Source organism: Sciscionella sediminilitoris (assembly GCF_000737195.2).
Lineage (GTDB): Bacteria > Actinomycetota > Actinomycetes > Mycobacteriales > Pseudonocardiaceae > Sciscionella > Sciscionella sediminilitoris.
The window spans coordinates 169,749-182,180 of the sequence record NZ_JALM01000013.1 but is presented as its reverse complement, the minus strand read 5'-3'; the positions used below and the strand labels follow the sequence as shown (position 1 = coordinate 182,180).

Genomic DNA, 12,432 nt, shown 5'->3' with positions numbered 1-12,432 from the left:
CGCTCGCAAGCTCGCTCACGGTGGCCCGGCCTTGTATCCGACCCCGCGCACGGTCAACACCACCTCGGGATGCTCCGGATCGCGCTCGACCTTGGACCGCAGCCGCTGCACGTGCACGTTGACCAGCCGGGTGTCCGCGGCGTGCCGGTAACCCCAGACCTGCTCGAGCAGCACCTCTCTGGTGAACACCTGCCGCGGCTTGCGGGCCAGGGCCACCAGCAGGTCGAACTCCAGCGGGGTCAGCGAGATCGGTTCCTCGCCCCTGGTCACCTGGTGACCGGGCACGTCGATGCTCAGGTCGCCGATCACCAGCGACTCGGCCGGTTCGGCGTCCAGCCTGCGCAACCGGGCCCGCACCCGGGCGACCAGTTCCTTGGGCTTGAACGGCTTGACGATGTAGTCGTCGGCGCCGGACTCGAGCCCGAGCACCACGTCCACCGTGTCGCTCTTGGCGGTGAGCATCACGATCGGCACCCCGGACTCCGCCCGGATCGCCTTCGCCACATCGATCCCGTTCATCCCGGGCAGCATCAGATCGAGCAGCACGAGGTCGGGCCGCATCTCACGCATCGCGGGCAGGGCCTTGGTGCCGTCCCCGACAACCGCCGTCTCGAATCCCTCCCCGCGCAGCACGATGGTGAGCATCTCGGCGAGCGCCGGATCATCGTCAACGACGAGCACACGTGCCTTCATGTGTCCATCGTCCCATCACGCGTGTGGTTCTCGACGTGCGGCCCGACCGTTACCGCGTGATTCACCCGGATGTCGCACCCTCGGGGACCACCCGTTCGGCCTGTGCCTGCACTGGGACGGTCGGCCCCTCGGAGACCGGGACGAACCGCCGGGTTTCCTCGTCCATGGTGAGCAGCCGCCCGCTCGGGATGTCCAGGAACATGCCGACCAGCTGCAGCTTCCCGGTGGCGACCGCATCCGCGACCACGGGATGGGTGTGCAGGTTGCGCAGCCCCTCGGCCACGTTGATCATCGCGAGCTGGTCGAGCTCACCGAATCCGTCCTCGGCCGCGGCCCTCGCGATCGGATCGCCGTCCCGCCAGCGCGCCATGGTGGGGGCGGCGGTGGCCAGCCAGTCACCGAGCGGGCCGTCCGTGGGCTCGCCCGCACTCAGCGCCTGCATGGCACCGCAGCCGGAGTGCCCGCACACCACGAGCACGGGAACCTCGAGCACCCCGACGGCGAACTCGAGCGAAGCGGCGACCGAGGCATCGGTCCCGGAATCCCTGGCGGGCACCACGTTGCCGATGTTGCGCACGGTGAACAGGTCCCCGGGACCACTCGAGGTGAGCACATTGGGCACCATCCTGCTGTCCCCGCAACCGATCCACATCGCCCGCGGACGCTGCCCCTCGGCCAGCTTGGCCATGTGCGGGCGCATGAGTTCCCGGGACCGGATCTGGTACTCCCGGATACCGTTGAGCACCACGTCGAGCGACTGCGAGTGTTCCGCGGTCCCGGCCCGCTGTTCCCCGGCACGCTGTTCCCCGGGGTGCTCGATGCGCTGCCAGTGCGACCACGGGGTGAACCAGCGCGGCAGATGCCTCGTGCGGACCTCCCGGCCGCGCTGCAGCGAGGACTCCAGTCCGGCCTGGCCGATCTCGTCCACGTGCACGGTGCCACCGGCCGCCTCGTGCCGGGTGACCCAGCCGTGCAGGTACTCGTAGGCGGCGTGGTCGAGGTAGTCGGTGATCAGTTCGACGACCACGTGCGAGTTCGCCGGGATCCGCCCCAGTTCGTGGGCCAGCCGCGGAATGGACAGGAAGGAGAGCTTTCCGTGCACCGCGAGCCGCCAGGTGTGGTCATCGGCCTGCTGCGCCCGGATCGAGGCGATCACCACCCGGTACACCACGAGCAGCAGGGACAGCGCCAGCCCGATGAGCACTCCCTCGAGCAGGTTGAGCAGCACCACCGCGACCACGGTGACCGCGTACACCAGCGATTCACCGTGCCGGTGCAGCTGTTTGATCTGGCCGAGGTTCACCAGTTTCGCGCCGACGTGCACCAGCAGCCCGGCCAGCGCGGCCAGCGGGATCAGTTCGACGACCGAGAACAGCAGCGAGGAGAACAGCAGCACCCAGACCCCGTGCAGGATCGCCGAGGCACGGGACTTGGCTCCGGCGGTCACGTTCGTGGAACTGCGTACGATCACCCCGGTGATGGGCAGGCCGCCGATCGCCCCGGAGACCGTGTTCGCCGCGCCCTGGCCGATCAGTTCACGGTTGAGGTTCGCGCGCTTGCCGGTGTGCATCCCGTCCACCGCGACCGCAGAGGCGAGGCTTTCCACGCTGGCGATCAGGGTGATGGTCAGCACCGCGACGATGATCGCGCCGAGGTCCCCGGTCGGCAGCACCGGAGCGGTCAGCGAGGACAGGATCGAGCCGGGCAGGTCCACCCGGGGCGCGTCCGATCCGGCGAGCACCGCGATCAGCGTGGCTCCCGCGATCGCCACCAGCGGACCGGGCACCACTCGCGCCTTCTTCGGCAGCAGCGGCCAGAGCAGCAGCACCGCGATCACCCCGAGCCCGAGCAGGGTCGCGTCCCCGTGCAGGTTCGCGATCTGGCCCGGCAGCTCGGTGAGGTTGTCCACGAAGCTGCTGCCCGCCGTGCCGCCGAGCACCACGTGCAGCTGGCTGAACACGATGGTCAGCCCGATTCCGGCGAGCATCCCGTGCACCACCGAGGGCGAAATGGCCAGCGCGGCCCGCGCGGTGCGGGACAGGCCGAGCAGGATCTGCAGCAGCCCGGCGGCGAGCGTGATCGCACAGGTCGCCTGCCAGCCGAACCGGTTGATCAGGTCGGCGACGACGACCGTGAGCCCGGCCGCGGGGCCGGATACCTGCAGGGGCGATCCGCCGAGAGCCCCGGCGACGATCCCGCCGATCACGGCGGCGATCAGTCCGGCGATCACCGGCGCTCCGGAGGCGACCGCGATCCCCAGGGAGAGCGGTACCGCGATGAGGAACACGACCAGCGAGGCAGGTACGTCGTGTTTCAGGAATCTGGTGGCAGCGGCCAAAGCCGTCCCCTCTCGTACGTCGAGTCGGAAATACGCGATTCAGGCATACGAGACGGGAACGAACCCGCCTTTTAGTAAAGTTCCGTTTACCTAGCGAGTTCACCTGGTGTTAACCGAATGTCACCGATCGGTAGCATAGATCAACTGTCCAAGACGCTTCGCTTCCGCTTCGGTACCCTCCGTCGTCCCCGCGACCACGTGCCAGGGCGAGACCCAGTTCCGCACGGCGAGTTCCCGGTACACCTCGAGGCACCGGCGCTGCAGACCACCATCGGATTCGTAGCTGTCCCGCGCACGGTCGCTCTCCACCGATTCGCGGTGCTCCGCCCGCCCCTGCGCGGTCTCCGCGTCCACATCCAGCAGCACCTGCAGATCCGGGGCACGCAGACCGAAGCGGTCCAGCTCCAGTGCGCGCAACCACTCCACGAACTCCCCGTCCGCGCCCTGCCCGAGCCGCGCGGCCGAGTAGGCGGCGTTGGAGGCGAGGTACCGGTCCGCGAGCACCACGTCGTGGGTGGCCAGCAGCTTCTCGATCGCCTCCCGCGCACCCCTGCGGTCGAGGGCGAACAACAGCGTCATCGCGTACACCGAATCGGCCAGATCTCCCAGCCGCCCGTGCAGCGCATCCGAGGCGAGCTCGGCGTGAATGTCCTCGCTGTAGCGCGGGAAGGCCAGCTGGGTCACCCGCGCCCCGCACCGTTCGAGTTCGGCGGTCAGTGCCGTGGTCAGCGTCCGCTTCCCGGCCCCGTCCAGCCCTTCGATGGCCACCAGTGCACTCATGACCGGGAGACTAGCCGCCGCCCATCCAGTACTGCCGGGCACGGTCGATGGCCTCGTCCCTGCTCATGACCGCGACCTCGGCCTCACCGACACCGGCCCGGTGCACCAGCAGATGCACCAGGTCGGCGGGAAGCGAATCCCGCTGCCGTTGCGGCTGACCGCGATCGGGTAACACACCATCGCGCACGCAGTCCCAGAAGCAGTCCTCGTCCACCCGGAGCTGATCGCGCAGAATGTGCCGCCAGAGCCGAGGGCCGTAGTCGGTGCGGTCGACCGGATGCGAGATCCGCGTGCGCAGCACCGAGCCGTCCGGCAGCGCGAACTCATAGGTCACGTGATGGGTCTCGGTATACCCGCGCGTTCCGGACCAGCTGCCACCCTTCAACCTCACAGAACCGCTCGTGATCCCGGCGCGTGGAAGCCGGCGGGCTCACTCACCCATCGCCCGCGCCGGCACGGTGTCCCCCACGATCCAGTCCCGCAGCTGCTGGTCGTCGCTGAGCGCGATGAGCTGCACCAGCCCCCAGTTGCCCTGGTGATTCGGCGCGTCGAGCAGATGATCCTGCCAGTCCTCGGCGTACTCCCGCAGCGCGTCGATCATTTCCTCGACCGCCCCGTCGAAGGTGACACCGTCCGCGGCGATCGGCACTCCCTCGACGAAAGCGGACCAGCCGTCCCGCTCCGGGATCACCTCGACGTGCGCGGGCAGGCAGGTCACCAGGATGTTCTGCAGATGCACCACATCCACGACGGCGGTGCGCGCCGAGTCCCGGCGCACCGTCGCCACTCGCCCGTGCTCGGCCGCGTCCAGCAAATCCTTCAGATGTGTTCGTGCGGCCGTATAGCTGTCGTAGTGCGTCACGGTCACCGCCGATCACCCCCAGTCGCATCCTCGTACTTGTCCAGGATGCACCGCTGGCCCAGGTACGTCAGTACTTGACGTACCTGGGCCAGCGAATGGTGACTCAGTTCAGTGACTCGGTTCGGTCACCCGGCTCAGTACCGGTAGTGCTCCGGCTTGAACGGGCCCTCCACGTCCACGCCGATGTACTCGGCCTGGTCCTTGGTGAGCTTGGTGATCTCGCCACCGAGCGCCTCGACGTGGATCTTGGCGACCTTCTCGTCGAGCGCCTTGGGCAGCCGGTAGACCTCCTTGTCGTACTCCGCGTTCTTGGTGAACAGCTCGATCTGCGCGATCACCTGGTTGGAGAAGGAGTTCGACATGACGAAGCTCGGGTGCCCGGTCGCGTTGCCGAGGTTGAGCAGCCGTCCCTCGGAAAGCACGATGATCGAGTGCCCGTCCGGGAAGATCCACTGGTCGACCTGCGGCTTGATGTTGACCTGCCGGATACCGGGAATGCGGGAGAGCCCGAGAATGTCGAGCTCGTTGTCGAAGTGGCCGATGTTGCCGATGATGGCCTGGTTCTTCATCAGCTGCATGTGCTCGGCCATCACCACGTCCTTGTTCCCGGTCGTGGTGATCACGATGTCGGCCTCGCCGATGGCGTTCTCCAGCTTCTTGACCGGGTAACCGTCCATCAGCGCCTGCAGCGCGTTGATCGGGTCGATCTCGGTGACCGTGACCCGCGCGCCCTGTCCGGCCAGCGATTCGGCCGCGCCCTTGCCGACGTCACCGTAGCCGCAGATCAGCGCGCTCTTGCCGCCGATCATGACGTCGGTGCCGCGGTTGATGCCGTCGATCAGCGAGTGCCGGATGCCGTACTTGTTGTCGAACTTCGACTTGGTGACCGAGTCGTTCACGTTGATCGCCGGGAACAGCAGTTCACCGGAGGCGGCGAGCTGGTAGAGCCGCAGCACACCGGTGGTGGTCTCCTCGGTGACACCCTTGACGGACTTGCCGATCCCGGTCCACTTGGCCTTGTCCTTGGCCAGGGACTCGCGCAGCACCGAGAGCACGACCTTGAACTCGTCCGGGTCGTCGTCCTCGGCGTTCGGCACGACACCGGCCGCCTCGTACTGGGTGCCCTTCTGCACCAGCATCGTGGCGTCCCCGCCGTCGTCCAGGATCATGTTCGGCAGCTTGTCACCGGGCCAGGTGAGCATCTGCTCGGTGCACCACCAGTACTCCTCGAGCGTCTCGCCCTTCCAGGCGTAGACGGCGACACCCTTCGGGTCCTCCGGGGTGCCGTGCGGGCCGACGACGACCGCGGCGGCCGCTTCGTCCTGGGTCGAGAAGATGTTGCACGAGCACCAGCGCACCTCGGCACCGAGCGCGACAAGCGTCTCGATCAGGACCGCGGTCTGCACGGTCATGTGCAGGGAACCGGAGATCCGTGCGCCCTTGAGCGGCAGGGCTTCGGCGTACTCCCGCCGCAGCGCCATCAATCCGGGCATCTCGTGCTCTGCGAGCCGGATTTCCTTACGGCCGTACTCGGCGGCCGCAAGATCGGCCACCGCGAAATCAAGGCCGCCGATGTTACGCGCGTACTTGCTAGCGGTGTTGTTCGAGATGTCCTTGACGGTCATCGCGTTTTATCCTCCACTGGATCTCGATGGGCATCCCTACCCTAGGGCCATTGCGGTGCCGGGTGGAACCGCCAAGATGCCCTGTAACTGTCGAATCCGTCACCGCTCGCGGCTTGTAGAAGACGCAGAGTAGCGACACGTTTACCCGTCTTCGGGTGTTTTTCGCGGCGAGCCGGACAATTCGGTACGCAACAGATCCGGTTCGAGGTAGATCCACCGCGCGGTCGGCACCCGCTCCCGCAGCCGTGCCTCGGCCGCGTCGATGGCCGCGGCGACCTCGGCCATTCCGGGCTCGCCGTGCAGCGCGATCTTGGCCGCGACCAGCAGTTCGTCCGGGGCGAGGTACTCGGTGCGCAGGTGGATCACGGTGCGCACCGCACCGGATTCGAGCTCGGTCACGATGGTCCGGTAGAGCGTCCGGTCCACGCCCTCCCCGATGAGCAGGCTCTTCATCTCGACGATCAGCACGATCGCGATCACCGCGAGCAACGCCCCGATGGCCAGTGTGCCGATCCCGTCCCACACCGGATCACCCGTGAGCACCGAGAGGCCCACCCCGGCGAGCGCGAACACCAGACCGAGCAGCGCGCCGCTGTCCTCGAGCAGCACGACCGGCAGATCCGGGTCCTTGGCCGAGGTGATGAACCGCCACCAGCTGCGCCCGCCACGCACCTTCGCGGTCTCCCGCATCGCCGTGGTGAAGCTGTAGCCCTCCAGCGCCAGCGCCACGACCAGGATGATCACCGCGACCAGCGGGCTCTCCAGCTCGTGCGGCTCGGCGATCTTCTCCACGCCCTCGTAGATGGCGAACAGCGCGCCGAGGCTGAACAGCAGCAGGGCGACGACGAAGGCGTAGAAGTAGCGGTTGCGCCCATAGCCGAAGGGGTGCTCGGCGTCCGCTTCCCGGTCCGCCGCCTTCCTGCCGAGCAGCAGCAGTCCCTGGTTGGCGGTGTCGGCGATGGAGTGCACGCCCTCGGAGAGCATCGAGGAAGAGCCGGTCACCGCGAACCCGGCGAACTTCGCGACCGCGATCCCCGCATTGGCACCGAGCGCGGCGATGATCGCTTTGGTACCCCCCTCAGCCGACATGCCGTGCTCCTCTCACTGACCGCTTGGCAGGCTCGCACGGTAGACGGTGGTGCGAATGTGCTCCTCGACCGGGGTGACCGAAATGTCCCCGTCCTTGGCGGGCGACCACACGGCCTCGCCCTTGCCCAGTACCCGTTCGTGCCCGCTCGCCGCGCGCAGCAGCGCGGTCCCCTCGGTGCACAGCAGGATCTGCGGGCCGCACGCGGTGAGCACCGCCCTGGCCGCGGCGCCGTCCAGCTCGGCGACGGAGAGTTCGAACTCCTCGGCGGAGGTCTGGTAGCGGCGCACCGCACCGTGCTGTTCCCCCTTGAGCACCGGCATCTCGTCCGCGGCGAAGTCGAGCACCCGGAGCAGTTCGGGCACATCCACGTGCTTCGGGGTCAGCCCGCAGCGCAGCACGTTGTCCGAGGCGGCGAGGATCTCGATCGCGGTCCCGCGCAGATAGGCGTGCAGGTTCCCGGCGGCGATGTGGATGGCCTCACCCGGTTGCAGCACCAGCCGGTTGAGCAGCAGCGCGGCCAGGATCCCCGCGTCACCGGGATAGCGTTCGGCGAGCTCGAGCGCGGTGCGGCACTCCAGGTCGAACTCCCCGCGCTCGCGCACGTGCCGCACGCAGGCGTCCACCACCGCGGGAAGCAGCTGCTCGAGCGCACTCGAGGGCAGCGTGACGAAGGTGGTGAACAACGCGCGCAGCCCGTCCTCGTCCGGCTGCCCGGCGAGCAGTTCGGTGTAGGGCCGCAGCGGCTCGCAGTCGAGCGCGCGCAGCAGTTCGACGCTGCGGCGCGGTTCGCGGAATCCGGCGAGCGCGTGGAACTCGGAGAGCGCGCACAGCAGCTCGGGCTTCGCGGTCGGGTCCGGGTAGTTCCGTTCCGGCGCGTCCCGCGGGATCCCGGCGGCCTCCTCCCGCGCGTACCCCTCGGCGGCGAGTCCGGCGGAGGGGTGCGCCTGCAGGGAGAGCGGTTCGTCGGCGGCGAGCACCTTGATCAGGAACGGCAGCCTGCCCGCCCAGCGTTCGGTGATCTCGGTGCCGAGGTGCCCGTGCGCGTCGAGTTCGAGCAGTTCGGTCAGCGCCGTGCCGTCCACGGTCGAGGGGCTGGCCGGATGGGCGCCGAACCACAGTTCGGCCTCCGGGTGCGGGGCAGGCGATGGGTTGCCGGTCAGCTCGGCGATCACGGTTCGCGAGCCCCATGCGTACGGCCGCACGGTACCCCGCAGCAGTTCCAACGTCAGCTCCAACTCGTCCGATCAGACCCGCGACGGCGCGAGCGTGCCCTCACCACCGAGCACGCCGGTGGCGAGCCCGAGGTAGATGGCGGCGAATTCCAGGCGCACGGCGAGCACCATCGCGGCACAGGCACCCACGTGCCGACCGGCCTGAGCGGTCAGTTCCTCCGCGCTGGAGAGCACCTCGATACCGGTGAACGTGCCCTCCGCGGCCTGCGACACCTGCCGGGTCGCCTCGTCCTCGGCCACCGTGAACAACAACGGACGAACCGGCGGTGCGGTTCCGATCTCATCGAATTCGGGGTCGGCGAAGATGTCCGTACCGCTGCTCTCCCGCAGCGCGGCGGCGCGCAGCGCTGGGCGTTCGACCACCGCGCGCACATCGCAGACATCGGCGACCACCCCGGCATGCGCGGCCAGCGCGGAACCGGCGTGCGCGGCGACCGCGGTCGCGACCGGATCGGTGCCCCACAGCAGCGGAGTGCGCCCGGCGAGGCGCTGGGCGAGCAGCTTCGCCGGGTTGACGAAGGATTCGGCGCGCGGCTGATCGCGTTCAGCCTCCCCGTCGAGCGCATCGGCGAGCACGGCGAGCAGATCGGGTTCCCCGGTGCCGAACAGGCCGAGGGCCCGCACCGTGGCGAGGGCGGCCGCGACCGCCCTCGGGAAGGCGAAACCGTGCGGCATCGGCACCCGGGCGGGCAGCAGCCGCGCCTTGCCCGCGGCAGCGGCAGCGACCGGGCCCTCGTCCGGGGCAGCGAGCACCACGCTCGCACCACGGCGGGCCGCGAGGTCGATCGAGATCGCGAGTTCCCGGTCCCCGGGGTCCTCGGTACTGGCCAGCACCACATCGAGCGGGCCGATCCAGGAGGGCGCCTGCTCGGCCGCCACCACCGGGATCGGGCAGGCCGCGCCGAGCAGCGCGGCCACCAGGCGGGCGGTGTCCGTGCTCGCCCCGGGCCGGGTGAGCAGCACGAGCGCGCGCGGGCTCGAACCGTGCAGTTCCTCGATCCCGGCCTCTTCGGCGGCCTCGGCGGTCGCCCGGACCTGGGCACCGGCACCCGCGGCGGCACGCAGCAGCCCGCCCCGGTCGACCTCGGCGAGCTTGGCCGGATCGTCGAGCAGCGCGTCGTCGAGCAAGGCGATCACTCCCGCGCTCATCTAGATCCCGTCCGTCCCACCGCTCGCCTCGTCGAGGAGCAGCACCGGGATCCCGTCCCGGACCGGATAGCTGCGCCCGCACCCGGTGCAGGTCAGCGCGTCGGCCTCGGGATCACCCGGCGCACCGGGACGCAGTGGCGCGTGGTCCGGCGCCGGGCAGGCCAGGACCTCGAGCAGCCCATCGTCGAGCCGTACCGCCATCCTCGCTCCCTCCTCAGCCGCGCACGATGGCGAGCACATCATCGCGCAGGGTTTCCATCGCCTCGGTGGTCGGCGCCTCGACATTGCACCGCAGCAGCGGCTCGGTGTTCGAGGCGCGCAGGTTGAACCACGACCCGTCGGGCAGGCTCACGGTGAGCCCGTCCATCTCGTCGATCCGCGTCCCCTCGCGCGCGCCGAAGCTCTCCTTGATCGCGGCGAGCTTGGCGTCCTGGTCCACCACCGTCGAGTTGATCTCCCCGGAGGCGGCGTAGCGGACGTATTCGCTGGTCAGCTCGGAAAGCGGGCCCTGCTGTCCACCGAGCGCGGCCAGCACGTGCAGCGCGGCGAGCATCCCGGTGTCCGCGTTCCAGAAGTCCCGGAAGTAGTAGTGCGCGGAGTGTTCCCCGCCGAAGATCGCGTTCGTGCGCGCCATCTCGGCCTTGATGAAGGAGTGCCCGACCCGGGTGCGTACCGGCTTGCCGCCGTGCTCGGCCACGATCTCCGGGACCGCCTTCGAGGTGATCAAATTGTGGATGATCGTGGAACCCGGGGCCTTGCCCAGCTCGCGTACCGCGACGAGGGCGGTGATCGCCGAGGGCGCGACCGGTTCGCCGCGCTCGTCGACCACGAAGCAGCGGTCCGCGTCCCCGTCGAAGGCCAGCCCCGCGTCCGCACCGAGCTCGCGCACCTTGACCTGCAGGTCGACGATGTTGGCCGGGTCGAGCGGATTGGCCTCGTGGTTCGGGAAGCTGCCGTCCAGTTCGAAGTACATCGGCACGACCTCGACCGGGAGGCCGTCGAACACCCGCGGCACCGTGTGGCCTGCCATGCCGTTGCCCGCGTCCACGACGACCTTCATCGGGCGCACCCCGGAAATGTCCACCAGATTGCGCAGGTAGTCGGCGTAGGCGCCGAGCAGATCGCGCTCGCTGACCGTGCCGTGCCCGTCCCCCTCGCTGCTGACCCCGCGCTCGACCTCGGCGCGGATCTCGGCGAGCCCGCTCTCCTGGCCGACCGGGGCGGCGCCCGCGCGGCAGAGTTTGATGCCGTTGTACTCGGCCGGATTGTGGCTCGCGGTGAACATCGCGCCGGGCATGTTCAGGTACCCGGAGCCGAAGTAGAGCATGTCGGTGGAGCACAACCCGATGCTGACCACGTCGAGCCCGGCCTCGGTCACCCCGCGCGCGAAGGCCTCGGCCAGGCCCGGCGAGGATTCGCGCATGTCGTGGCCGACGACCACGCTCGCCGACTCGCGCCGGACCAGATTCGCGAACGCCGTACCGAACGCGGCCACGAGCTCGGCGTCCAGCTCGGCGCCGACCACGCCACGGATGTCGTAGGCCTTGACGATGCCGGAAAGGTCACGGCTCGACGCTTCCTGCTGTGGCAATGCTCGTGTCCTCACTTGTCCGAACCCGTCCGGCCCGCTCGCTCGATCCTCGCCTTTCACGCGGAAAGCCTACCGTCGGGGGTTCGGTCAGTCACCCGGCGGCGTCGGCAGGGCGCGCAGGTGGCCCCGTCGCCCGCCCGAGCGATCCGCGGGGTCCGCGGGCGGATCCGCCCTGTCGTCGAGCCGCTCGGCCATCCCCGCCTCGCGCACCGCCTCGGCGAGCGCGGTCAGGTCGTCCTCGGACGTCTGGTCCGGACCGAACTCACCCTCGTGGCGGACCACTTCCCAGCCGCGGGGGACGGTCAGCTTGACCGCGTGCTCCTCGCAGAGGTCGTAGCTGTGCGGTTCGGACGCGGTCGCCAGAGGCCCGAGCACCGCGGTCGAATCGGCGTACGCGTAGGTCAGCGTCGCTACCGCCGGGCGCTGACACCCGGCCCTTGAACACGTTCGCTGGCTTCGCACGGGAAGCGACGATAGCCCCACGGTCCTGGCGCGCACATCCCGACACGCTCGAACCACCCGTGTGGTCGTGTCTCGCCGAGGCCCGCGACCCGTCCAGGCGTGGCGAACTACAGTGGACTGATGGCACGCGCGCACAGCACAACGGCACGGCTGGCCGGACGGCGACGCAGGGACCGCAGGGGGCGCGGCGTGCGCGGCCCGCTGTTCCCCTCGAGCCTGCCCGCGGCGAGCAGCCGCTCGGAACGGTTCGACACGCTCGTGCTCGACGCACTGGAGCCCATCGAGCGGCGCTGGCGTACCCAGCTCGCCGACCTGGACATCGCCGTGGACGAGGTGCCCGAACCGACCCGGCCGGGTGCCGACGGAGTGATCACCGACCGGGATGTCCCGCTGGCCAGACTGGTGCCCGCGGGTATCGACGGACGGGGCATGCCCACCAAGGCGCGCATCGTGCTCTACCGGCGGCCGCTCGAATCGCGCACCAAGGACGCGATGGAGCTCGCCGAACTGGTGGGCGAGATGCTGGTCGAACAGATCGCCGCGTACCTGGGTATCGATCCGGACTCGGTGGTCGGCGAATAGGTCCGAGCCGGCCCACGAAAAGCCAATC

General features: G+C 69.4%; 13 protein-coding genes. 1 reads left to right on the top strand and 12 read right to left on the bottom strand.

Going from position 1 to position 12,432, the window contains the following annotated elements; translation table 11 throughout:
* Window positions 1-15: 15 nt before the first annotated feature.
* From mtrA to AD72_RS06620, 12 genes are all read right to left on the bottom strand, one after another.
* Window positions 16-693, bottom strand: coding sequence for an MtrAB system response regulator MtrA (mtrA, locus tag AD72_RS06675; protein WP_020496361.1), 678 nt, complete (start codon window positions 691-693; stop codon window positions 16-18).
* Window positions 694-754: 61 nt separating this feature from the next.
* Complete coding sequence (locus AD72_RS06670; protein ID WP_037345006.1) at window positions 755-3,031, bottom strand: SulP family inorganic anion transporter; 2,277 nt, start codon at window positions 3,029-3,031, stop codon at window positions 755-757.
* A gap of 120 nt (window positions 3,032-3,151) precedes the next feature.
* Window positions 3,152-3,811 (bottom strand): dTMP kinase, encoded by a 660-nt coding sequence (locus AD72_RS06665; RefSeq protein WP_031465520.1) that lies wholly within the window; start codon window positions 3,809-3,811, stop codon window positions 3,152-3,154.
* A gap of 10 nt (window positions 3,812-3,821) precedes the next feature.
* Complete coding sequence (locus tag AD72_RS06660; protein WP_231644746.1) at window positions 3,822-4,145, bottom strand: cytotoxic translational repressor of toxin-antitoxin stability system; 324 nt, start codon at window positions 4,143-4,145, stop codon at window positions 3,822-3,824.
* Window positions 4,146-4,241: 96 nt separating this feature from the next.
* Window positions 4,242-4,679: a prevent-host-death protein gene (locus tag AD72_RS06655; protein ID WP_031465519.1), complete on the bottom strand. Its 438-nt coding sequence runs from the start codon at window positions 4,677-4,679 to the stop codon at window positions 4,242-4,244.
* 128 nt (window positions 4,680-4,807) lie between these two features.
* Entirely contained in the window at window positions 4,808-6,298 is a 1,491-nt protein-coding gene (ahcY, locus tag AD72_RS06650; RefSeq protein WP_031465518.1) for an adenosylhomocysteinase, read from the bottom strand.
* Window positions 6,299-6,439: 141 nt separating this feature from the next.
* Complete coding sequence (locus AD72_RS06645; RefSeq protein WP_031465517.1) at window positions 6,440-7,387, bottom strand: cation diffusion facilitator family transporter; 948 nt, start codon at window positions 7,385-7,387, stop codon at window positions 6,440-6,442.
* 12 nt (window positions 7,388-7,399) lie between these two features.
* The gene (gene manA / locus AD72_RS06640) at window positions 7,400-8,617 is read right to left on the bottom strand and encodes a mannose-6-phosphate isomerase, class I (RefSeq protein WP_031465516.1); all 1,218 of its coding nucleotides are present in this window, start codon (window positions 8,615-8,617) and stop codon (window positions 7,400-7,402) included.
* A 15-nt stretch (window positions 8,618-8,632) separates the two neighbouring features.
* Window positions 8,633-9,769: an SIS domain-containing protein gene (locus AD72_RS06635; RefSeq protein ID WP_031465515.1), complete on the bottom strand. Its 1,137-nt coding sequence runs from the start codon at window positions 9,767-9,769 to the stop codon at window positions 8,633-8,635.
* Window positions 9,770-9,970: a Trm112 family protein gene (locus AD72_RS06630; protein WP_031465514.1), complete on the bottom strand. Its 201-nt coding sequence runs from the start codon at window positions 9,968-9,970 to the stop codon at window positions 9,770-9,772.
* Between the two features lie 13 nt (window positions 9,971-9,983).
* Complete coding sequence (locus AD72_RS06625) at window positions 9,984-11,360, bottom strand: phosphomannomutase/phosphoglucomutase (RefSeq protein WP_031465513.1); 1,377 nt, start codon at window positions 11,358-11,360, stop codon at window positions 9,984-9,986.
* Between the two features lie 87 nt (window positions 11,361-11,447).
* Window positions 11,448-11,822 carry a DUF3499 domain-containing protein gene (locus tag AD72_RS06620; RefSeq protein WP_031465512.1) on the bottom strand — a complete coding sequence of 125 codons (375 nt, stop codon included), beginning with the start codon at window positions 11,820-11,822 and terminating at the stop codon, window positions 11,448-11,450.
* Between the two features lie 120 nt (window positions 11,823-11,942).
* Between AD72_RS06620 and AD72_RS06615 the strand changes: the two genes are divergently transcribed.
* The gene (locus AD72_RS06615; protein WP_031465511.1) at window positions 11,943-12,404 is read left to right on the top strand and encodes a metallopeptidase family protein; all 462 of its coding nucleotides are present in this window, start codon (window positions 11,943-11,945) and stop codon (window positions 12,402-12,404) included.
* Window positions 12,405-12,432: the final 28 nt, after the last annotated feature.